Annotated in this window: 22 protein-coding genes; 7 read left to right on the top strand and 15 right to left on the bottom strand. The window is 55.5% G+C overall.

All coding sequences use genetic code 11. The features are described from left to right. Positions 1–38: 38 nt before the first annotated feature. The 5 genes from N7333_RS14415 to N7333_RS14395 form a co-directional block, all read right to left on the bottom strand. The gene (locus N7333_RS14415) at positions 39–656 is read right to left on the bottom strand and encodes an HNH endonuclease (protein WP_279859020.1); all 618 of its coding nucleotides are present in this window, start codon (positions 654–656) and stop codon (positions 39–41) included. Positions 657–1,125: 469 nt separating this feature from the next. Then, complete coding sequence (locus N7333_RS14410; protein WP_256675348.1) at positions 1,126–1,248, bottom strand: hypothetical protein; 123 nt, start codon at positions 1,246–1,248, stop codon at positions 1,126–1,128. Between the two features lie 13 nt (positions 1,249–1,261). Then, positions 1,262–1,816 carry a DUF4339 domain-containing protein gene (locus tag N7333_RS14405; protein ID WP_279859017.1) on the bottom strand — a complete coding sequence of 185 codons (555 nt, stop codon included), beginning with the start codon at positions 1,814–1,816 and terminating at the stop codon, positions 1,262–1,264. Between the two features lie 78 nt (positions 1,817–1,894). Then, complete coding sequence (locus N7333_RS14400) at positions 1,895–2,344, bottom strand: hypothetical protein (protein ID WP_279859015.1); 450 nt, start codon at positions 2,342–2,344, stop codon at positions 1,895–1,897. Between the two features lie 35 nt (positions 2,345–2,379). Further along, on the bottom strand, positions 2,380–2,580 hold the full coding sequence (locus N7333_RS14395) for a hypothetical protein (protein WP_279859014.1): 201 nt from the start codon (positions 2,578–2,580) through the stop codon (positions 2,380–2,382). Between the two features lie 118 nt (positions 2,581–2,698). Here N7333_RS14395 and N7333_RS14390 point away from each other — a divergent pair, with 118 nt between their 5' ends. Then, complete coding sequence (locus N7333_RS14390) at positions 2,699–3,352, top strand: HEPN domain-containing protein (protein ID WP_279859036.1); 654 nt, start codon at positions 2,699–2,701, stop codon at positions 3,350–3,352. 32 nt (positions 3,353–3,384) lie between these two features. On the opposite strand, the gene N7333_RS14385 is transcribed toward N7333_RS14390, so the two are convergent. The 5 genes from N7333_RS14385 to N7333_RS14365 all read right to left on the bottom strand — a co-directional run bounded on the left by N7333_RS14385 (position 3,385) and on the right by N7333_RS14365 (position 8,085). Next, positions 3,385–4,056, bottom strand: coding sequence for a GTPase (locus N7333_RS14385; RefSeq protein ID WP_279859012.1), 672 nt, complete (start codon positions 4,054–4,056; stop codon positions 3,385–3,387). A 2-nt stretch (positions 4,057–4,058) separates the two neighbouring features. Continuing rightward, complete coding sequence (locus tag N7333_RS14380; RefSeq protein ID WP_279859011.1) at positions 4,059–4,919, bottom strand: GTPase; 861 nt, start codon at positions 4,917–4,919, stop codon at positions 4,059–4,061. 328 nt (positions 4,920–5,247) lie between these two features. Further along, positions 5,248–6,351 (bottom strand): GTPase, encoded by a 1,104-nt coding sequence (locus N7333_RS14375; protein WP_279859010.1) that lies wholly within the window; start codon positions 6,349–6,351, stop codon positions 5,248–5,250. A 157-nt stretch (positions 6,352–6,508) separates the two neighbouring features. Continuing rightward, a complete protein-coding gene (locus tag N7333_RS14370; RefSeq protein WP_279859009.1) occupies positions 6,509–7,522 on the bottom strand; it encodes a WYL domain-containing protein in 1,014 nt (337 codons plus the stop codon). 407 nt (positions 7,523–7,929) lie between these two features. Further along, the gene (locus tag N7333_RS14365; protein WP_279859007.1) at positions 7,930–8,085 is read right to left on the bottom strand and encodes a hypothetical protein; all 156 of its coding nucleotides are present in this window, start codon (positions 8,083–8,085) and stop codon (positions 7,930–7,932) included. 54 nt (positions 8,086–8,139) lie between these two features. Between N7333_RS14365 and N7333_RS14360 the strand changes: the two genes are divergently transcribed. Further along, positions 8,140–9,009, top strand: coding sequence for a site-specific integrase (locus N7333_RS14360; protein ID WP_275546988.1), 870 nt, complete (start codon positions 8,140–8,142; stop codon positions 9,007–9,009). Positions 9,010–9,287: 278 nt separating this feature from the next. On the opposite strand, the gene N7333_RS14355 is transcribed toward N7333_RS14360, so the two are convergent. The 3 genes from N7333_RS14355 to N7333_RS14345 all read right to left on the bottom strand — a co-directional run bounded on the left by N7333_RS14355 (position 9,288) and on the right by N7333_RS14345 (position 13,145). Next, positions 9,288–9,764: a hypothetical protein gene (locus tag N7333_RS14355; RefSeq protein WP_275546987.1), complete on the bottom strand. Its 477-nt coding sequence runs from the start codon at positions 9,762–9,764 to the stop codon at positions 9,288–9,290. A gap of 54 nt (positions 9,765–9,818) precedes the next feature. After that, entirely contained in the window at positions 9,819–10,838 is a 1,020-nt protein-coding gene (locus N7333_RS14350; RefSeq protein ID WP_275547013.1) for a WYL domain-containing protein, read from the bottom strand. A gap of 141 nt (positions 10,839–10,979) precedes the next feature. Beyond that, positions 10,980–13,145 carry an ATP-binding protein gene (locus tag N7333_RS14345; protein ID WP_275546986.1) on the bottom strand — a complete coding sequence of 722 codons (2,166 nt, stop codon included), beginning with the start codon at positions 13,143–13,145 and terminating at the stop codon, positions 10,980–10,982. 217 nt (positions 13,146–13,362) lie between these two features. On the opposite strand from N7333_RS14345, the gene N7333_RS14340 reads away from it, so the two are divergent. Further along, positions 13,363–14,103, top strand: coding sequence for an NAD-dependent deacylase (locus N7333_RS14340; protein WP_275546985.1), 741 nt, complete (start codon positions 13,363–13,365; stop codon positions 14,101–14,103). Positions 14,104–14,123: 20 nt separating this feature from the next. Here N7333_RS14340 and N7333_RS14335 read toward each other — a convergent pair whose 3' ends face one another. Together N7333_RS14335 and N7333_RS14330 are read right to left on the bottom strand one after the other, a co-directional pair. Continuing rightward, positions 14,124–14,516 (bottom strand): hypothetical protein, encoded by a 393-nt coding sequence (locus tag N7333_RS14335; protein ID WP_279859005.1) that lies wholly within the window; start codon positions 14,514–14,516, stop codon positions 14,124–14,126. A gap of 109 nt (positions 14,517–14,625) precedes the next feature. Beyond that, entirely contained in the window at positions 14,626–15,501 is an 876-nt protein-coding gene (locus N7333_RS14330) for a WYL domain-containing protein (RefSeq protein WP_275546983.1), read from the bottom strand. A gap of 494 nt (positions 15,502–15,995) precedes the next feature. Here N7333_RS14330 and N7333_RS14325 point away from each other — a divergent pair, with 494 nt between their 5' ends. The 4 genes from N7333_RS14325 to N7333_RS14310 form a co-directional block, all read left to right on the top strand. After that, complete coding sequence (locus N7333_RS14325; protein WP_275546982.1) at positions 15,996–16,637, top strand: peptidase M15; 642 nt, start codon at positions 15,996–15,998, stop codon at positions 16,635–16,637. A gap of 88 nt (positions 16,638–16,725) precedes the next feature. Then, the gene (locus tag N7333_RS14320) at positions 16,726–17,433 is read left to right on the top strand and encodes a hypothetical protein (protein WP_275546981.1); all 708 of its coding nucleotides are present in this window, start codon (positions 16,726–16,728) and stop codon (positions 17,431–17,433) included. Positions 17,434–17,780: 347 nt separating this feature from the next. Further along, on the top strand, positions 17,781–19,730 hold the full coding sequence (locus N7333_RS14315; protein WP_279859004.1) for a class I SAM-dependent DNA methyltransferase: 1,950 nt from the start codon (positions 17,781–17,783) through the stop codon (positions 19,728–19,730). After that, the coding region (locus tag N7333_RS14310; protein ID WP_279859003.1) for a restriction endonuclease subunit S at positions 19,720–20,778 on the top strand (1,059 nt) is incomplete at its 3' end. The genes N7333_RS14315 and N7333_RS14310, both read left to right, overlap by 11 nt.

The raw sequence follows: 20,778 nt of genomic DNA, 5'->3' as shown, positions 1-20,778 counted from the left end.
CTGCACCATAACGCTTTGTGATGGAGCAAGATGAATCTTTAGCTGTCATTTAATTTTATCCGCAACTCCTCAATGGAGAGTGGCGGGTTTCGCCTATGAAGCATGGCGTGGCAGTTCGGGCAGACCGGTACCAAGTCGTTGATAGGATCGACTTGGTATTGCTTTCCGATCGCGGAGATCGGCACTATGTGATGAACATGAATGTAACCACGTCCGATTTCTCCGTATTTTTCCTCAAAGTTTAAGGTGCATACCTTACAAATCGGTTTGTGATGATTGATGCATATATTGCGAGCTGATTCGCTACGCTCGTAAGTATTAACGAGAACAGAACGCGCTAGCCCCTCCACATGAGATGCATCATCAGGTAATTCATCTGGAAAAATAGTTTGTGCGAGAAGTTGTTCTCCTACGATGCCGGTGCTTTCGGTCTTGGTTGTATTACTTGGTGTGTCCTGGTCGGTTGCCGAATGAGAATGCTGGGGGCGTGAGAAGTAGGCTTCAATTTCGGATGCGGGGCAGCTCTTTTCCCGGTCGTGATGCTCAAGTAGGTGACGGGCCACGGTCGCCATTTCAATCTCATAGTTGGAGCCCGGCTTGAGGCGGAAGGCGTAGCCCGGATCACTATTCTCGTCCCATACAAAGATGCAGGACACTGGACCATATTTCTGCCACTTTTGGCCAACACGGCCTATATTCCGAAGAAGATTCTTTGCTCCATCCGCCCGTCTATAGCTTTTTGGAGGGACGAGTGCTGGGCCTTTCTCCAAGGGCAGGTCGTGTGAATTACACGATATTTGATAGCCATTGTGGCTCCCTTGTGAGGTTTAACGTGCACTGGAGTGTAGTGGTGGATTCTACCAGGCGCTCCGTTGAGTTCATGCAAACTCTACGGAATGAGGCGTCAACACACAGCGCACAGTTGGAGCGATATGCTCAAGGCATAGAACTGGTTTCCGGGCGAAAAGTCATGGCTCTATTGGCTGATATGGGGGGATCCGTTAACGTCAGCCTACGGCGATGCATGAGGTTCATCTCAATCAGATGAACCTCAATCAGTTTGTCAAATGTCGACATTTCTAGTTGGCCGCGATCGCTAGTAGAGCAGCGTCAACCCTCGGCCATTCAGGTGGTTGGCTCCCTGCTGCCCTGCTTTTCGCGCTTCAACTCCTGGAATTCGCGATAGTGTTCAAAAGCGGCTTTGACCACAACCGCTAGACCTATGGTGGCAAGAATATTTTTGACCATGATTAGGGCTCCGTCAGGCCGCAAGAACCAGCGCGAAGCACACCAGCCAGACAACGAAATAGGCCAGGTTATGCTGCAGGTTTTTGGCGCGTTGATACAAGTACACCGGCACCAGCCAGACCCAGCCTCTGAAGCGGCTGGTATTGTGCCCGGCCTTCTGCAGGCGCTTCTCGTCGAAGAAGGACAGCAGCAGGTTGAGCGCTAGCGTGATGTACCAGTAACTAGCGTTTTCCATCGCTCGCGCCGCTGCTGCCTCGCTGCCATTGATGGCGCCTGCGACGAACCATTCCATCAAGTAGCCGATGATGGGCGCGAAGGCGAGCATCCAGACCAGGGTGTTGTTCACCTGGCTGCCAACCAGCGGTGGCGGGGTGTGCTGCAGGTGTTGTCGCAGCGGGGTGTTTTCCAGCTTCGTCCACTCGGTAAAGCCATGTGCCCACACGGAGCTACCATAGCCGAGGCGGCCTGAGCGAATCAGCTCGATCATCTCCTGCTCGCTGGCGCCGCCCTTGCGTTCACCTTTTTCCTCATAGAACCACTGGTTCGTACTGCCTTGAGCATCGGACATCGACTCACTCCTCGATTCGATTGATTGCGTGACGCAGAGTGACAGCCTGGGGCGACAGATCGCGTCGCTGTGGCTGCCCTACCAGGCCGAGCGGCACCTGTTCTCCGGGCTGCCCAGCGGCTGGAGTACGCTGGAGATGTTTTTGGTGGGTAGATTGATGGTCTTGCCGTCCGCAACGAGCTTCAGGTGATTGGCTTGGCGTAAGACCTCCCAGAAGCCGGGGAAGTTGGCCCCGCACACCCGGCAGTCGGTGAAGAAGGGGTTGCTGTAGGTTTCGCCGTCGACGATCACGTCGAAGCCACTACCCTCTTCGGAGCTGTACTGTCGGCCGCCGATGCTGGCGTAGGCACGGACATAGCCATCTTCCTCGTAGTCCGGGCAGGAGATGTTCAACTCGTTGCCGTTGCCGTCGTCCACCAGATGCTCACTGACGCCCATGCCCCAGCCGGACGTCCATTCATAGGTGCCGGCCTGGGCACTGGTGCAGATGAGCAGGCCGCAGAGGAGCAATATCTTGGTTGTATGCATGATGGGTTCTCCTTTCATGTTGTTCAAATCCTTGGTTAGCGGAGGAACTGGCGCAGTCGCTCCCGCATGATTTCCGCGCGGCTGGCCGGACGGGTTTCCAGTTCGGTGTACTGGCAGATGGGGCAGCGGCAGAACCAGTCGACATTCAGCTTGAGGGCGTCGCTGGTTGGAAAGCTGGTGCGCTTCCAGCCACAGTGGGGGCAGATGGTGGTAAGCGGAGGGGGTGGTATTGGCATGTATAACCTCTACGTTGTGCGTAGAGTGACTGTGCCGCAGCAGCGCGACAGATCGCGTCGTGGTATTGCAGTCAAAGATTACTCTGGTAGGGTGCGGGGCTCATCCAAGGAGAGAGTCATGCAGTTCCAGTCGCTCAAGCAACGCCATCGTCAGGAGCGCGATGCCCAGCACCCCAATCTGCGCCTGCGGGTGCATCGCGCCTTGAGCTGGCTCGACCGCGCTGAGCAGGCGGACGACCTCGACGGCCGCTTCATCTTTCTGTGGATCGCCTTCAATGCGGCCTATGCCACAGAGATCGACGAGCGCCAACGCCTCTCGGAGCAGGAGACGTTCAAGGCTTTTCTGGAAAAGCTCTGCTCTCTGGATGAAAGCAAGCGTATCGATGCATTGGTGTGGCAGGAGTTTTCCGGCAGCATCCGTGTACTGCTGGACAACCCGTACGTGTTTCAGAGTTTCTGGGATCACCAGAGCGGCAAGATTGATGAGCCCACTTGGAAAACCCGCTTCGCCAGCGGTAAGCGCGCCGCCCAGCAGGCCCTGGCCAGCGGCAATACGCCAGCGCTGCTCGGCGTGCTGTTTAACCGCCTTTACACCCTGCGCAACCAGCTTATACACGGCGGCGCCACCTGGAACGGTTCGGTCAACCGCGAGCAGATGCGCGATTGCACCAGCTTGCTGGGCAAGCTAGTGCCGCTGATCATCGAATTGATGATGGATTGCGCGGATACGCTGTGGGGGGATGCTTGTTATCCGGTGGTTGATGGGGCGTGACTGCATCAGCAAGATATGTAGGCGGCGCATCGCTACAGTCGTAAGCGCCGCTTTTTAGTCGGCATGTTGTCGATCAGCAGATCCAGTAGTTTGTCGGTATGAAAATCATGCTCTGCCGAGTAATAGACGGGCTTGATCAATTTTATTCCGGTAGCTTCGTGAACCCGGTCGAGCAGCGATTTGGCCTTGTCTTCCAGAAAGGCCCTGAGCGTTTCATCGGGCTGTCTGCTGTAAGGATTCCAGTGGCGACCTTTCATGGCCATGTCTGCCTGATTGATTGCTATCAGGATTCGCTCTTTCGGAAAGTTGGGAACTATAACGTCGTTCAAGAGCTTGTAAATCGTTCCCATATCTCGATTTGAGCCATCAACGATGACGAGTGTCAGGTCGATGAACCCATTATTTTCGCCATAGCTTTTATAGAGTAGGTCGATGATGAGTTTGGCGTGGTTCTTGTCATTAGCCCTGCCATCACCCAGGCCTGGGGTGTCCCAAAGCCTGAATGCGTTGTTGAGCCTGTAACTGTTCAGACCCATGGTCTGTGGTTCAACGCCGCTACCGACTTGCGCTACCTCCTTTTGAAAAACGGTGTTAAGGGTCGTGGATTTTCCCGCGCCGGTAGCGCCAGTGACCATTACGTCAAATACTATTCCCAGCTTGCTGGATTTCTGCTCCAGTTCATGGCGTCGGTAGTCGCTGTACATCGCTAGAATCCCAGGAGGCCGGCAAAAAAACCGAGTGCGCCACCTACTGCAGCTCCGATCGCAGTGCCGATCACCGGAACAACTGAACCCAGCGCCGCACCAGCTGCTGCGCCTGCAGCCACATTCTTTGCTACGTGGCTGGCAACCTCCTGGAAGCTTCGCTGAACTTCCTTTTTATAGTCTTTCAGGCCGTCATCATCCTTCCACATTTCTTGGTCAGCAGAAATGTTGTCCATATAAGGCAGTCTTTTTTCTAGGGGCGTGCTGTTAACAATGAGGAAAAGCAGCTTGGATAGGTTCCAAGGTTTCTGTTGTTCGCCATCTTCCTTGTAGCCTGCGCAGTAGTAGATAGGATCTACGTCTACGCCTGTTGCTTCTTTTATCCGCTCTTTGACGGATCGTACCTTGTCATCCAGAAAGCTGATCAGTTTTGGCTTCGGCTGGTTCGTTTCGTGGTCCCAATGCTGGCCTTTCATAGCGATGTCGGCTTGATTGATGGCGACGATGATCCGTTCCTGGGCACGCTCGCCAAGATTGGGGATGATGACCTGATTGATGAGCTCATATGACGTGCCCAAGTCACGGCTGCCGCCATCCAGAATGACGAGCACAAGATCGATCAGTGGGCGTCCATCTTTGTCCAGCTCGTTGAGCTTCTTGATGATGCCTTTCGCATGACGCTGATCTTTTTCTTTGCCATCACCTAGGCCTGGACTGTCCCAGAGAACAAGGTTATCTAGTTCATACTTCTGGATGTCCATCGTTTCCGGATCGACGCCCATTCCGACTTTGGCGGTGTCGGTGCCGAACAGGGCATTGATCGTGGAACTCTTGCCGCTGCCAGTTGCACCTGTGATCAGCAAATTCGTCTTTTAGTTTTTCAGCCGATTAATTCCGTCGCGCAGTTTCTGCTTTTCGGAGTCGCCTATCTGTAGGCTCTCAATGGATCTTTGCAGCTTCTGGAAGATGGTTTATTTTTGCATCGTGTGCACCTGTCAATCTGAGGTTTGGTCGGTCAAGATACGTTTGAGCGGCGAGTTGGCCTTTCAAGCCGAGAGAGGTATTGGCTGTCGTGCTCTTTTGAAAAATGCGAATGCCGACCGTCACGCTGTCTGCATCAGTGTTTTATTTAAGCGGTAGAGTGATCCTTACAGGCGCTTTCCACGAGCGCCTATAAGGAGCGATAGCTCGCTAGGAGAACGAGAGCTTGTTCTTCAGTTCGCTGGTGATCAGATCCATATCCAGCGGTTTACCTGGGTTCTTCTCGATGAAACTGGTCAGAATTGAGATATAGGCAGCGCCCAGCCCTTTGGTAAGAGCTGCTGCAGTCGTCGCGGCAATAGCGCCGCCCGCCAAGGTTCCGACTCCGGGGATCATCTTCAGTATCCCAGTGACTACAGTGCGGCCTGCCAGGGTGGCAGCTCCGGCACCCAGTGCAGAGGTTACGAGGGTCGTCAGTGCGGTGGTGCTTGTTTCCATGCCGAACGTAATGCCGATTTTCGCCAGCATGCCGACCTGGATCGGTACCAGAAGTGCGGCGTCGGCAAAGGGAATGGGAGTTGCGCCAGCTGCAGCGGCGGCCGTGGCAGCAATATTGACTTCACGTTCGGCTTGTTCGATTTTCAGCTTGGTCGATGCGGTATGCCGAGAGTTGAGAGCGTTGGCATAGGCTCTCTGCTTTGCATCAGGCAGGAGTTTGGCTGTTTCGGTTATCAGTTCGTTGATGCCTTTTTCCTTGAGCGTGATGACTTCGCCGTCATCTTCAATTTGCTCGGGGATCGCTCTGACCGACACGACGGCTTTGGCGCTCGGCAGTGCTGCCCTGACCTGCTCGCGGAAGCCGTTGTCTGAGCGCGACTTGGTAATTGCCACAATGACAGGGATGCCTTTTTCTTTGAGCATCTCACACAGGTGTTGCTCAGCCTCTTCAATTCTGCGGCCGTCTTCGTGTATGCAAATCCAAGCTACATGAATGTGTTTGTTTTCGTCATGGTGCTGTGAGCGCTCAGTGATCTCATCGCGCAGTTCGCTGATGATCTTTTCGTAATCTTTGAGCTCCAGACCTTTGGAATCAATGATTACAATCGGATGGCCTTCCTTGGAAATTTCTTCTATTCGTTGTGTGACCGGTTGTCCGGAGCCAGTTTTTGCCAGCTCGCCACGGAACACACTGTTGATCAATGTGCTTTTGCCAACCCCGGTCTTGCCTGCAACGATTACGTTCACTTTGCCAGATCCTTTTACAGCGTCTTTGATCGCATCATCAATTTGTTTCTGGATTTCTGGTGTACTCATAGGAATGCTCCATATCTGGGTTTTTGCTTAGTAAATTTTGCGGTATCTGCCTTCGCTTTCTTGCTTACCGAGAGTGGTATTTATCAAGTGAAGATCGCGTCTTGGTGAGAGGGGCGGCTTCATCGTAGGGAGTTCGGCTTCTCCCGTAGTTGCCGCCTTATGGACGTTGATGCGCATACAAGGCCCCCAGCTTATTTGCTTTGTCGCTGATAGCTTTACACCACCCCTGCGGCTCCCAAACCCTCGCGTTCTCCCCCAGCCCAAACACCCACCACAGCGTCTCCTGATCATCCGGCACGACAGCGCGGAGCCGTTGCCAGTCGCTATCGGGTAGCGGCTCCAGACTCTGTTTCTGGCTCAACGGGGTTTCACCGAGCAGCCAGGCAATCTGCGGTGATACATCGGCGACCAGCTCTACCTGCTCAATGGGCGCGGTGGTGTTGAGATCTTGGCGGATATATTTGTCTATCTCGAAGTCGTTGTGGGCGCGGGCCGCTGTGCTCAGGCACTCGGCCTGGTGGATGCGGTGCAGGGCGAACTGGCGCAAGTCGTCATAGCCCTCGACACTGCCGATCAGGTAGCTGATGGCGTGGCGCGAGACTAGTCCAGCGGGGTGGATCAATAGCTGCTTGAGCTCGGATTTGCTGCGACTCAGGTAGCTGATCTGCAGCTGTTTGTGTTCCAGCAGAGCGGTGGAGGTCTGTTCCCAAACCTGCGAGGCGATCTGAGCGGGTTGCAAGGACTTACCGTTTGGGTGTGCTCGCACCCGGCGAGCCCAGTGTGCCAGGCCATTGTTTTCCAAGTTTTCGAGGTAGTCGCGGGCCATACGGAACTGGGGACCGAGCTGATCCATAACGCTCTGTGGCAATAATGTCTTTAGGTGGCTTTCCGCGAGGTACAGTGCCAGTGCCGTGGGAGTATCCATGGCCGACAAATCGATAGGCGCATTTTCCGAAAGGCTCCAGCGAAATGATGGGGAGCTCTCGTCACGCTGCAGTGCAAATGGGATCGACAGTCGGTCAAGGTCGCGTTGAACCGTGCGCAGGCTTACCGAGAAACCATCATCCTTGAGTTTCTCTAGCAAGGTTGTGGTCGCAATGCGGCCTGGTGCTCGTGGGATAAGGCGCAGTAGCGCGATAAGTCTCAGGAGCGTGTCCTTGGCTTCGGACATCTTAACTTCCCTGTCGTACTGAAATGGGTGCGCTTTGTTGGCGCCACTTACATGACGAATCTAACCCTTTAAGTGGCGATTTGCCACTCCGGCGATAAACACCGTAGCCCGAACGAGCGAAACTAGCCGCTAGGGCCTCTAGGTGGGTTGCTCGACGTTCAGCAAGCTCTGGCGAGCGACACCAAGGGCAGTGATCGAAGCACTCGTTTGTGGTGCTATCCCCATCGTGGAGCACTATCGTCTGCTGCCATTCACAATGGCAGCAGCAGTGGGTGATAGCTGTCCTCATACGCCGAGTCTCCTTTGCGTGGTGCTTGCAGAGGACATTACCCGGTTATAGCGACAGAACCTGTCGCGCTGAAACACTGAGGTTTGCGATGGACCAAGCTTGTCTCGCTTCTGTTGCGTCACAGCCGCTTGAAGCCGTTGCCTCTATGCATGTTGGCTTCATCTTCAATCAACGAACCTATGTCCGCCTTGGCGTGGCAGGTCGGTTTGACGCTTGTTTTTTCTGTCGTATACAAAAAATAATTGATCGGCGTATTGCAATAGCTTTTGCTCATTGAGCATGCTGGTTATGTGCGAGCTCGTTCGTACGTATAAAAAGAAGAATCAGCATGAACACAGAGACCCAAAATGCTTACCGCTCACTAGCCAGCCACTTCTACGAAACGCGCCTGCCTGGCATCCCGGTCAGTGAGCTAAATGAGCTGAATATCATTGGTGCTTTATTGAGGGCTGCGCCTGAATATCGGCCCGACTATTTCAGGCGGTTGCGCAATGCACTCGCGCTGGATCAAAAGCTCCGGAATCACTTCTGGATTGCCCAGGAAATCAATCGGACACTCAACCCTGTTACCGTCTTGGGTTTGCCTCGCAAACGCAAGCAGGCGCGGCGGCAGAGAATTACTGATGAAGAGTTTGGGCGCTGGGTCAAGGAGCTGTTAGCAAAGGAACAGGTGGTTGAGGCGGGGGCCCTTTTGTTGATCAGTATGACAGGCGCGCGCCCTTGTGAGCTCAGTGGTATCAGCGTCAATGGCAATCGCATCATGATTCCTGGCGCGAAACACAGCCATGGCGGTCTGCGTGGTGCTGACCGAGTGCTTGAAGCCAGTGAGGATTTCTGCAGGCTGGTGAGCAATGCTCTTGAGGCTTTCCATTCTCAGGGCAGGAGCTTGGACTCAATCCGAATAGCGATTCGTCGCGCGGCTCTTGAGACCTTTCCTCGTAAAAAGGTGCCGAGTATGTACACGTTGCGCCACCAGTTCGGATCAAACCTCAAGGCATCGGGACTGTCGCGGGTCGAAATTGCTTATGTAATGGGCCATCAAGCGACGGACTCTATTGCTCGATATGGTGATAAACGATTTGGTCGCGCCGAGGCTGTCCAGGTCAGGCCTGCGTGCGAAGCAGACTTATCGAGAGTTCGAACAACACATGCTGCATACGCTCGATCTCGTTCGAAGGCCATGCGCATTGATTGCTGATTGTCGAGATCACCGGGCGTCGACCTTCAGTGGATCCCTCAGCGGGTGGTATGAGCGGGAGAGAGCAACTCCCGTCGCATGCTCCATTCGGCTGTTTTGGCAAGGCGCCCCCGGCTGCAGCGTTCCTCTTTCCCAGCGTTCGTTAATGGCCGAGAGTCGCCAATAGTTAGCCGATTGTGGCAGGTCTATCAGAATCGTCGCTGCTGGTAATACCTGGCATAAGTGCTGCCAGGTCTACGTGTGTAAAGGTTCTCAGCTCATTAGTCTGAGGCCAAAAATCACAAGGCCCAAATCCGAATCAACGCGTGCCCCATATCCACATTGACGGATTCCCGTCCCTCCACCCACTCATCATTACGCAGACGTTTACCGATATTGGTTTCCTGTTCGCCTTTGGCAATCACCAGCACGAATAAGCGAGATGGAGCGTCGACGGAGGAAAGCCTTTCGATATCGGCACGCACGGACCAATCACCTTCCAAGCATTTTGCTTGCGATCCGTCGCCCAGGCATTTGACCTCAGCCACCATGGTTGTCTTACCGCTTTCATCCTGCGAGTAAAGGTCTGCTTTGAGGCCTTCACCTAGGGGTAGGTCAGTCCAGATTTCAACTTCGTTCTTGAACCAGGCATGAAGGCTGATTTCAGCCTGTATCCAATGCTCTCGGCAGCTGTTTAGCTGCAGCACCTGCTCAAGTTTCTTGTCCATCGTGCGAAAGGCTTGCTCGAACAAGGTGATCCATTGTGCTGTGTCCATTATGTTCTCCTGGCGCTTGTTAATTTGAGTCCTAATCCCGGCGACCATCATCAATCAGCTCATAGGCGCTTGCTCATGCAGCTCTAGAGCCGCCCGTAGTCGTTGCTGGATCTCGTCTCTGAGACCCTGTGGTTGTTGTATCTGAATGGATCCTGCGTGGGACAAAATCCACCACTTCAGCTCCCAGCTGTCATTCACCGTGGCGGTTAGTCGTGAGCCTTCATCTTCTGTGGTCAGCAGCATGTCGTGGGATATGGGCGCCTCTTGCAGCAGGCGCGCGAGTCCTGCGCTGATCCAGGCTTCGAGCTTGATCTTCTCGTGGGTACCAAACTGCATGGCGCCACTATCGACATAGTCCTGCAGGTCAAACCCTTCCGGTTTGAAGCATTGAGTGGGCAGCCCACGTGCCTCTTCGAAACGATGAACAACGAACTGACGGATGTCGTCGAAGGGTTCGGCGCTGGCTATGAGGTAGGTGGTGTGGGCTCGCTGAACCAAGCCCAGTGGGTTAAGGGTGAAATTGTGATATTGATTCTTGTGGGCTGAGTAATAGCGGCAGCTGAGCTGGGTATCGTTCATCAGTGCTTGCTGAATCACGTCGAGAAGATCGGCGTTGATTTCTGGAGGGATTTGCGTGAGCTCTGGTTGCACGCTGGCCACCTTGTCTAGCCAGCGAGCCGAAGGATTTTCTTCGCTCATGGCTTCCAGCTTTTGCCTGGCTAGGTTGAAACGCGGCTCAAGCGTTTTCAGCATAAAAGCCGGTATCAAGGGACGAATGCTGCCTTCCACTAGCCGCAAGGTAAGGGCCTCGCCAAGTGTGATGCCAGGAAGCTCGGCGCTTTTTCCGGGCATCCAGTGCCAACCGTAGGGCATGCCTTTGTTATTGCATTGCAGGGGAAAAAGCCTGGATAGCTCAACAAGGTCACGCTCAATGGTGCGCTTTGTGGTTTCGTGCCCTGCGTCACCGAGTAGGCGTTGTAACTCAAGCGTTGTGATCCCCGGGCCCTTGGGTGGCAGCAGCTTGAGCAGTTCCCATTGTCGGGTCAGTGTGCTGCGGCTGGTGGCTGATGGCACAGCGGGCATCCTTGTCTGGAAGTGTCTAATTGGCATCATGCCCAGCCCCGGTACTCCAAGCAACTGCATCATAGGGATGCCCTGACACCAACAAATCAGCAGCAGGTTCAGCAACCTCAAGGCTGCCGAACCTTCCAGGATCTACCACTCGGCAAAGCCAATGGCTCTCATAGTGCTGGCGCTTTTCAGGCTGCTCTCAGCCAGCAGCGCATCAATCACGTGATTGGCGTCTGTGAAGGGGTTGAAGCGGGCACGCCTGGCCACCAGTGCAAAATCACCCGGTGTAAGGCAACTTTGTCTGAGTAGCCGGGCGAGCTTAAGGCTGTCCGGTCTCTTCAAGCCCATCTGGCGTAGATGCTGGCGGAGTAGTTGAGTGATTTGCTCCGCAGTGAGGTAGCCAAAACTAATCTTCAAGTCGAAGCGCCGCAGTGCCGCTTCGTCGAGGTTTTCCATCAGGTTGGTGGAGGCGATAAAGAGGCCGCGGTAGCTTTCCATCTGTGTCAGCATTTCGTTTACCGCACTGATCTCCCAGCTATGCCGGGCGTTGCGCCGGTCCTGCAGAAAGCTATCCACCTCATCGAGCAGCAGAATCGCATCATCGTCGTTGGCTTGTTCAAATGCCCGGGCGAAGTTTTGCTCGGTCATTCCCACATAAGGTGAAATCAAGTCGGATGCGCGGCGGGTCAACAGTGGCTTGCCGAGTTGCTGCGCCAGCCAATGACCAAACGCGGTCTTGCCTGTACCGGGAGGGCCGTAAAAGCACAGGCGCGCTTCGCCATAATTACGCAGCCCGCTCAAGAGCTGATCGAGTGGCATATCGGTATTGGCCAGTTCAGGGCTGTAAAACGTAGGCAAGGCATGCATGCGGCCCTGGCCGAGACGCGGAAAGCCCTGGGCTTGCAGCGTGGCATTGACCAGGAACTCAACAGTGGTGTCCAGATTGGTCGTGTTTGCCTGATCCTGAATACTCGCCACGCTCATCGCCCGTGTGATGATGGCTGGCATCAACTGCTCGTGGTCCGCCAGCTTGTCGATCAAGGGCTGGCTGAGCTGATTGTGGCTGGCGCTGCGAATGATGTTCTCACGCTGCCGCCGCGGTGGGTTTTCCAGCCTGAGAACAAGGTCGAAGCGCCGAATATAGGCATTGTCCAGCGCATGAATGTTGTTGGTGAGCCAAAAGCAGGGAATGGGGTTCTCCTCCAGCATGCGATTGATCCAGCCCTTCTGCAGCTCCTGGCCGGCCAGCATGGCCAGCTCGCTGCTGCCACTGAACAGATCTTCAATCTCATCCAGCACCAGCAGCGTCTTTTGCTGGCCGAGTACGCACATCGCTGAGCGAAGGGCGCACAGCCGTCCGCGGCGATCAATCGGATCGCCATTGTTATCCGTGCAGGCAATCTCATAGAGCTCGGCGCATAGTTCGTTTGCCAGCATGCGGGTGAGCTGACTTTTGCCTGTGCCGGGCGGGCCATAGATCAGAATGTTCACCCCCAGCTTCTTTTCCTCCAGTACCTGTTGCAGATAGGGGCGGGCGATATTCAGGGGCACACTGAGGTGGGTAAAGTCATCGGCACACAACAAGCTATCAGGGGCCGGACGAAAGGCGCTCTGAAAGAGTCCGATGGCACTGCCCTGATGGTGACGCACTGAAAACAGTAGGTCTTTGTTGTTGAAGCCCAACAAATCAGACACGTGATTTCGCGCACTGCTGCGCAGGTTGGTTTCAATCAAGCCCGACTGCACCAGGCGACCCTCTGCCGAAAGCCGCACGCGAATGTCATTCTGCGGGACGTCCAGCAGGATGCTCAGCACCCTAGTGAGGCGGTTAAAGCCGATGTAGCCGAGCTGGTTGCAACAGTCGTCCAGCAGAGTGTCAGTATTCATCAATGAGCAGAAACCGATCAGCTTCTGCTCAATCTCATCCAGGCCAATTAGCTGCGCGAGGTTCTCCAGATTTGCCTGGAGGTTGTCTGGCAGTACGGGGTTAGGGAAGGCTTTGTCGAAAAGCTTGCGCTCCGCACGCAGCGCAGCAAGCGTGCGTTCGTGGAAGCTAGGTTTGCGCGCTTTTTTCGAGGGCCCGGATCTATGGGTAAGAAAGACCGGCACCGCGTCTCCGTCATCACTGTCGTCAGCTTCAATCAGCCAGTAGACCCCCAGCTCACGAGCGACATCATCATCACTGAAGCAGCAGTGGTTGATAAAACCACGATGGCCAGAGCAGTCGAGCATCAACTTGAACATCCACGCTATAGCCAGCGGGCATGTGTCGTGACTGTGGGGGCCGGATTTGCGGGTGGGCTTTGGCATGGCGAGTCCTCCTGTGACCGTGGAGGAATTGTTGCAATGCCGTGCGACGTAATGTGTCGCATGCTGTGGTTGGCTAAATAGCTTGAGTTGAAGAAGCCAGCGGGAAGGGCGTGTTCGGCATTATGCCCGACAGAGGTGATCAGATGATGCATGTTCAGGTGGCGTATACAAAGGTCTTGAGAAACATCGCAGAAGTGAGTTAAGTACGGGAGAAGCTATGACTGCGCAGAATCAGATAATCGAGGCATTGAATACCGCCCGCCATATCGTCGTCCTGACAGGCGCAGGTGTTTCGGCAGAAAGCGGGATACCAACTTTTCGCGACCCGCTCACAGGGCTTTGGCAGCGCTTCGATCCAATGGAGTTGGCCAGTGCTCAAGCATTTCGCCGTAATCCGGCGCTTGTCTGGGGATGGTATGAATGGCGCCGCATGAAGGTGATGCAGGCTCAGCCGAATCCCGCACACTTGGCCTTGGCACGCCTTGCTGAGCACACACCGCAGATGACATTAATCACGCAAAACGTTGATGATCTGCATGAGCGGGCCGGCAGTCGCGATGTCATTCATCTGCATGGTTCATTGCTGCGGCCACGCTGTTTCGCCTGTGCACGTGAGCCCCAAAGCAGACTGCCAGAGCCGAATGAGCCAGAGCAGGGGCGTGAGCTAGAACCACCACGCTGCGAGCACTGCGGCGGTCGACTGCGCCCTGGTGTCGTTTGGTTTGGCGAGTCGCTACCTGATGCGGCCCTGAGAAGAGCTTTTAGCGCTGCAAAAGAAGCCGATCTACTGCTGGTTGTGGGCACCTCGGGCATTGTTTACCCGGCCGCTGAGCTGCCGACTATTGTCCGCAGAGCCGGGGCGAGGGTTATACATATCAACCCCCAACTCAGCCTTGAGGATGGGGAGTGGGGGATTGCCGGCACGGCAGGCGAGATTTTGCCGCAGCTGATTGCGTAAAGCCCCCAGAGCAGCCAAGTTCAGCCTTTATCCGTCGTCTTCACACGAATGATTTTGCGCGCAACGGCCAGGCTTACCAGCCAACTGATCAGTTGGGCATAGTTGATGTCTTCCAGTGCTGCGATGTGTTTGCGGACCTCCTCAAGGCTCGCCAGCATCGCGCGCATGGCATGAGCGTCCAAGGTATGCGTTTGCCCCGCCCTGGACATTAACGTGACGGGTTCAAGCAAGGCGTCGAATGCATCCTGCTGAATCAACAAGCGCGACAGATTGTTCAACTGCTCCTGCAAATGCTCAGGCGGTTCGGAATGGCTGAGAAAGCCAGCCAGGCTGATAATTCGACGACCTAAGCGCTTGGTATTCGAGGTTTCCTGCAGGAGTGATTCGAGGTTTTCCTTGATCAGGCTATCCATGGTGCTGCTCCCTTGAGAGTGAGCAGCCATGCTGGACTCCGCCCGCGACGAAATGTGACGCGGGCTTATTTTCTTTTCGGCAGAGCCCGCTAGTGGAAGAGGACTCTGGCTAGTGGTAGAGCCACCCCTGCAACTCATCCAGATTCACCACCACAATTTGCTGCGCCGTCGCTTTGGCATGCACCTTGGTCGGATCGATCTGATAGCGCTGCAATACGTACTGCACCAATGCGCCGCGTGTTTCGATGATCAGTCGGCCATCCTGCATACCGTAGTCGGTTTCGATGATGGCTTGCTGCTCGGGCTTCAGGCGGGAGTCGGGTTCAATGATGACCTGCACCTGGGTAGTCCAACCCGGGTCTTGTTCGCGAGTATTTTCGGTCTTGTCGTCCATCAACTCCGGCACACCACGAAAGCGGCTTAACACAAAGTCGCGGTAATCCCGGTTCTTCTCGCAATAGGCGCGCACATGCCAGCGCATGCCGGTGTAGATCAGCGTGTGCGGGGCGATCAGACGCGTTTCTGCGTCAGGCGTGGTGAACGAAACATACTCACATTCCAGGCGCAGCCCTTCGCGGCAGGCGCGCAGAAGAGGGCGCAGCAGATCCGGGCGAACCGTGCGATCCGGCACCTGCAGCACTTCGGTATGCGCATAGGCCAATGCCAGCCCTTCGATGTGAGGGGCGCGGTCATGATTTTGGTTGAGCAAGTGTAGGTAGGCGCTGGCACTGTCATCAATAAACAGTGGCTTGAAGTGGCTGCTCGGTACATACCCCTTCAAATGCTTGTCATATTCCAGGTTCTGCGGTGCGTACTCGGAAATGTACGAGTTGATGTCCTTCGACGCCTGTTGCCGGCTGATGCCGAAGCTCTGCATCAGATGACCTGTAGTCAGACGCCCCTCCCACCAGGCCACCGTCTCGATCAAACGGTAGCGCAGTGCCAGATCCCAGCGAACCGACGTGATTTCCTGCTTACGCTTCATAGCCTCTCCATCTGCTCGAAAACTTTACCTGTACAGGTAAACACTCTGGATGTGTCGCTTAAAGCTACATATCTTGATGCTGTCGTTCAAGTCCGCTGCAACAGGGCGGACTGGCAAAGGGAGAGCAAAGCGTGTTTGGACTTGGGATGTCGTGGCTCGTTATGGGCATTTGCATGCTGCTTGTGCAAGGAGCTGGAGTTGCCCTGTATTGGCAGGTCCTTAAGCGGCGTGAAGCGTTCGCTAGCTTGCAAAACTTACAGGCCCAGTTGAAGCAGTCGCTGATGCGGGTTTATCTGCAAGAGGATGAGATACGCGAATTGACTGCCGGCCTGAGGGCGGAAAAGGCACACGTCGAGCAACTACAGCGAAAGCTTGAGTTTGCCCAAGAGCAGGCGAGGCAGAGACATCACGACTGTTAATTACCCGCAGACAAATCAACAAGGTTTGGGTACAACCTCTGGCAATGGATGCCTAGTAACAAGGAACACATCAGGATGAAGAAACCAGCATCGGTGCAGGCCCTGGAAGAATTGGGTCGGGTCAAGCTCTCCAAGCACTTTTTTATGCGTGATTTCCTCTACTCGGAAATCAGCCAGATCGAAGGCATCCCCAATATTCCGGACTACCCGGATCGGGCCATCGAAGCCGGGCGTGGGCTTTGTGAATACTTGCTGGAGCCACTGCAAGACCGCTTCGGTCGTATCGCCATTCGCTCCGCGTATCGCTCGCCGGCGGTAAATGCCAAGGGAGCGGAAGATGGCAACAACTGCGCGAAGAACGAAAGCAACTACGCCGAGCATATCTGGGATTACCCGGATGCAGAAGGCCACCTCGGGGCAGCGGCCTGCATCGTAGTGCCGGCCTTATTGTCCTGGTACGACGAGCATAAAGACTGGACGCCACTAGCCTGGTGGATCCATGACAACTTGCCGTATGCCAGCCAGTACTGGTTCCCCAAACTGGCGGCGTTCAACCTGCGCTGGAGTGGCAATTCCAATGCGCTCCCCTGCATCAGCACCTACGTCAATAATCCGCACACGGGCGATAAAAAAGCTTTGGTGAAAGATGGCGTCGCAACCCTGGGCCTGGCTGAGCGAAAGGCGATTACTCAGCCCTGGTTAGCCAGCTTGGTGTAGGCGCTGCTCGTTGAATAGGCGAGCTGCTTCAACATGTTGAATATCTCAATTGAGTGCAGGTATGCACCTTACGTAGGGAGGGAAAGCGATGAAACCTTTGTACATCACCGTTGAAGACCATGCGGTGCCGCAGTTGATCACCTCTGCATTGGAGGCCTACGAAATTGGGCGTACGAGCCCGCGGAAGAAAGAAGACAAACTGGAAACCTTTGGCCTGCTTTGGGGATATATGACCCCCGAGCGGGGCAATCGCCCCCCGCGCATTATTGTGACAACCGCCACTGTTGAGACATCGGCCCTGGTGACCAAAGGCTCGGCCAACCCCGACCTGGCCTCGCTGCGCATGAAAATGGAGTTTGTCACACGCTATTGGCCTCATTTGGAGGTAGTGGGCACCTTTCACTCCCATCCATACGATTCATTAAGCGAGGCGCGCGAGTACAAAGGTTGGCAGGCATCCAGCCCGGACACTGTTGGGCCGAATCAGGGGGACACAGTGTTCTGGCCCTGGCTGCATGAAAAGCTTTTTCTGAATAATCCCTACCTCGGTCATCTGATTATCAGCGTGACCGCTCTGCAAAAAACAGGCTGGGCGTTGCCGAAAGCGATTGAGGGCGACTCGGGTTTTGAGTTGTCGCTAGGCAAGAGAAAGATCTGGATCACCAGTTACGCCAGCGAGGCCGTTGAGTACGAAGACGGGCCTGGAGCGCAGATGATGGATGCGCTCCCGGTGTTGGATATCCCATCGATGACCCACCGAGCGATTGAGGGCAATTTTGCCCAGGCAAGCGATTGACCCTTAAACCCTTGGGCTAAATGGGCAAGGGGCCGCTATGCCTCTTGCCGTAAAGCTGGAAGAAAGGCTCCAAAGAAGAGGCTACTTGGCTTAAGCGCTGCGCATTGCTGGGCGGGGAAACTGGCCGCACGGACACAAACTATTGGCTATGGCTTTACCCCTGTGCGGCCAGTGGATAAGGTGACGAGCATCACAGCATGGCAGGCCGCGGTATCCCAGGGATGGCCTCTCCAGTCGTCTTGGTACACCGCCCAATAAGCGTCACACAGCCATCCCCCACGCCTTTTGCCATCACCGTTTTAGTATCGGCGCGCCGCCAATATGCAGCGCGTATTGAGGAGTGTTGTATGAGTGTTTTGGCCCAACTTGGCGAAGCCCTGCTGGCTGCAGTGCCGGTTGATGGCAGCAGCATTGGCAATCAAACGTTGTTTGAGCGGCTAAAAGCGCAGTTGCCGGGAATCAGTGAGGAGCAGCTCTGGGCCGCTCGCGATGCCCTGATTGAACAAGGGGTACTGGTCAAAGGCCGTGGCCGCGGTGGTTCGGTCCTGCGCGCGCCAGCCTCGGGCAGCAGCCTGGCAGATCAGGTGTTGAACAAGGCCCGTGAACGCATGGCACCGGTCAATACCGAAGAGGCCTCCGCCGGCTATCTGGTGCAAGCCGCTGCAGCGGTGAAAAAGGCCAAAGCGCCCAAGCAGCAAGCCACCAGCATCGAGGCCATGGAGAAAACCCTCTGGGCCACCGCCGACAAGCTGCGCGCCAATATGGACGCCGCCGAGTACAAGCACATCGTGCTCGGGCTGATCTTCCTCAAGTACATTTCCGACAGCTTCTCTGGCCGCCGCGCCGAGCTTACGCACAAGCTGCTTGATGAAAACGACGACTACTACCTGGGCGACGATGACCCGGAAGCGCTCAACGCCGAGCTGGAAGACCGTGACTACTACCGCGAGGTCAACGTATTCTGGGTGCCGGAAGTGGCGCGCTGGGAGTCGATTCGTGCGGCTGCCAAGCAGGTGGATATAGGCCGGCGCATCGACGAGGCCCTGGCCGCCATCGAAGCGGAAAACCCAAAACTGAAGAACATCCTCGACAAGCGCTACGCCCGCGCCCAGTTGCCGGACGGCAAGCTTGGCGAGCTGGTGGACCTGATCTCCACCATCGGCTTCGGCGACGATGCCAACAAGGCCCGCGACCTGCTCGGTCAGGTCTACGAATATTTCCTCGGCCAGTTCGCCAGCGCCGAGGGTAAGAAGGGCGGGCAGTTCTATACGCCGGCCAGCATCGTCAAAACCCTGGTGGCGGTACTCAACCCGCACCACGGCAAGGTCTACGACCCCTGCTGCGGCTCCGGCGGCATGTTCGTGCAGTCGGAGAAATTTATCGAAGCCCACGGCGGCAAGTTGGGCGATGTGTCCATCTACGGCCAGGAATCCAACCCCACCACCTGGCGCCTGGCGGCGATGAACCTGGCCATTCGCGGCATCGACTTCAACCTGGGCAAAGAGCCTGCAGATACCTTTGTGCGCAACCAGCACAGTGATCTGCGTGCTGACTTCGTACTGGCCAACCCGCCGTTCAATATCAGCGACTGGTGGCATGGCAGCCTGGAAGGCGACCCACGCTGGGTCTATGGCACGCCGCCGCAGGGCAACGCCAACTACGCCTGGCTGCAACATATGCTCTACCACCTCAAGCCCAATGGCCGCGCCGGCATCGTGCTGGCCAACGGATCGATGAGCTCCAGTCAGAACAGTGAAGGTGAGATTCGCCGCGCCATGGTTGAAGCTGACGTGGTGGAAGTGATGGTCGCCTTGCCTGGCCAGCTGTTCTTCAACACCCAGATTCCCGCCTGCCTGTGGTTCCTGGCCAAGGACAAGCGCCATGCGCTAAGCACCGGCGGTATCGACCGCAGTGGCCAGGTGCTGTTTATCGATGCGCGCAAGCTGGGCAGCAGCGTCAGCCGTGTGCAGATCGAACTGACCGATGCCGATATCGAGCGCATCGCCAGCACCGTGGCGGCCTGGCGTGGTGAAGCGTTGGATGAAGGCGGGCAGGTTGGCGAATACGCGGATATTCCCGGCTTCTGCCGCAGCGTCACCCTCACGGAGATCGCCGAGCATGGCCATGTACTGACGCCGGGCCGCTATGTCGGTGCTGAAGAGATGGAAGACGACGACGAAGCCTTTGCCGAAAAGATGCAGCGGCTGACGAGGCAGTTGAGCGAGCAGATGCAGAAGGGCGCGGAACTCGATCAGTTGATCCGGCAGAAGCTGGGGGGGCTGGGGTATGAGTTTTGAGTCATTGCTTCTAGAAGACCTTGCCGCACCTCAAAAGAATGCAATTGTAGGTGGGCCGTTCGGCTCAAACCTTGTGTCCAAGGACTATCAAGAGCAGGGAGTCCCCGTTATTCGTGGGCAGAATATGGGGGGCAAATGGGTGTCAGGCGATTTTGTTTTTGTTTCGTCTGAGAAAGCAGCTCAGTTAGAGCAGAATAAAGCTCGGCCTGGTGATGTCGTTTTCACCCAGCGGGGAACCTTGGGGCAGGTTTCGATAGTTCCACAAGCCCCTTATTCGGAGTACGTCGTTTCTCAAAGCCAAATGAAAATTACAGTGGATCCAAATAAAGCGGATCCTCATTTTATTTATTACTTGTTTAGATCAGAGGAGCAGCTTCGTTATGTGCTGAACTCTGCAATCCAAACAGGCGTACCACATACCAATCTCGGTATTCTTCGCAAAACTCCTGTAAGTATTCCTGCGTTAAATACTCAGAAAGCTATTGCTGAATTTCTCTGCGCATTCGACGACCGCATCACCCTGCTACGCGAAACCAACGCCACCCTGGAAGCCATCGCCCAGGCTCTTTTCAAATCCTGGTTCGTCGATTTCGACCCCGTGCGCGCCAAGGCCGAAGGCCGCCAGCCGGAAGGCATGGACGCTACCACCGCCGCTCTGTTCCCCGACAGCTTCGAAGAGTCCGAACTGGGCTTGGTGCCGAAGGGGTGGCGGGTCAGAGCTATCGGTGAGCTTGTAGAGGGGATTTACGACGGTCCACATGCCACGCCGGCTGAGTCGGCAGATGGTCCAGTCTTTCTTGGGATCAAGAATCTAACTGGCACCAGCTTGGATCTGTCTGATATTCGCCATATCAGCGAGAGCGATTGGACGCAGTGGACACGCCGTATTGAGCCAAGGCACGGAGATATCGTGTTCAGCTACGAGGCGACACTTGGTTTCTTTGCTTTGATTCCGCCAGGTGTACGTTGTTGCTTGGGACGGAGACTCGCGTTGGTGCGTCCGCATGCAGAAAATGGTGCCGGGATGTTCTGGTTCCACCAGTTCATC

The organism is Pseudomonas sp. GD04158 (genome assembly GCF_029834875.1).
Classification (GTDB): Bacteria; Pseudomonadota; Gammaproteobacteria; order Pseudomonadales; family Pseudomonadaceae; genus Aquipseudomonas; species Aquipseudomonas hydrolytica.
Note: the sequence above shows the minus strand (reverse complement) of the source record. Positions and strands in the feature narration are given on the sequence as shown.

What these genes read in the sequence shown, in the direction of transcription:
- N7333_RS14410 (WP_256675348.1), bottom strand. Translation starts at nt 1,248, where the DNA reads ATGGTCAAAAATATTCTTGCCACCATAGGTCTAGCGGTTGTGGTCAAA.
- N7333_RS14405 (WP_279859017.1), bottom strand. Translation starts at nt 1,816, where the DNA reads ATGTCCGATGCTCAAGGCAGTACGAACCAGTGGTTCTATGAGGAAAAA.
- N7333_RS14400 (WP_279859015.1), bottom strand. Translation starts at nt 2,344, where the DNA reads ATGCATACAACCAAGATATTGCTCCTCTGCGGCCTGCTCATCTGCACC.
- N7333_RS14395 (WP_279859014.1), bottom strand. Translation starts at nt 2,580, where the DNA reads ATGCCAATACCACCCCCTCCGCTTACCACCATCTGCCCCCACTGTGGC.
- N7333_RS14390 (WP_279859036.1), top strand. Translation starts at nt 2,699, where the DNA reads ATGCAGTTCCAGTCGCTCAAGCAACGCCATCGTCAGGAGCGCGATGCC.
- N7333_RS14385 (WP_279859012.1), bottom strand. Translation starts at nt 4,056, where the DNA reads ATGTACAGCGACTACCGACGCCATGAACTGGAGCAGAAATCCAGCAAG.
- N7333_RS14375 (WP_279859010.1), bottom strand. Translation starts at nt 6,351, where the DNA reads ATGAGTACACCAGAAATCCAGAAACAAATTGATGATGCGATCAAAGAC.
- N7333_RS14370 (WP_279859009.1), bottom strand. Translation starts at nt 7,522, where the DNA reads ATGTCCGAAGCCAAGGACACGCTCCTGAGACTTATCGCGCTACTGCGC.
- N7333_RS14365 (WP_279859007.1), bottom strand. Translation starts at nt 8,085, where the DNA reads ATGAGCAAAAGCTATTGCAATACGCCGATCAATTATTTTTTGTATACG.
- N7333_RS14360 (WP_275546988.1), top strand. Translation starts at nt 8,140, where the DNA reads ATGAACACAGAGACCCAAAATGCTTACCGCTCACTAGCCAGCCACTTC.
- N7333_RS14355 (WP_275546987.1), bottom strand. Translation starts at nt 9,764, where the DNA reads ATGGACACAGCACAATGGATCACCTTGTTCGAGCAAGCCTTTCGCACG.
- N7333_RS14345 (WP_275546986.1), bottom strand. Translation starts at nt 13,145, where the DNA reads ATGCCAAAGCCCACCCGCAAATCCGGCCCCCACAGTCACGACACATGC.
- N7333_RS14340 (WP_275546985.1), top strand. Translation starts at nt 13,363, where the DNA reads ATGACTGCGCAGAATCAGATAATCGAGGCATTGAATACCGCCCGCCAT.
- N7333_RS14335 (WP_279859005.1), bottom strand. Translation starts at nt 14,516, where the DNA reads ATGGATAGCCTGATCAAGGAAAACCTCGAATCACTCCTGCAGGAAACC.
- N7333_RS14330 (WP_275546983.1), bottom strand. Translation starts at nt 15,501, where the DNA reads ATGAAGCGTAAGCAGGAAATCACGTCGGTTCGCTGGGATCTGGCACTG.
- N7333_RS14325 (WP_275546982.1), top strand. Translation starts at nt 15,996, where the DNA reads ATGAAGAAACCAGCATCGGTGCAGGCCCTGGAAGAATTGGGTCGGGTC.
- N7333_RS14320 (WP_275546981.1), top strand. Translation starts at nt 16,726, where the DNA reads ATGAAACCTTTGTACATCACCGTTGAAGACCATGCGGTGCCGCAGTTG.
- N7333_RS14315 (WP_279859004.1), top strand. Translation starts at nt 17,781, where the DNA reads ATGAGTGTTTTGGCCCAACTTGGCGAAGCCCTGCTGGCTGCAGTGCCG.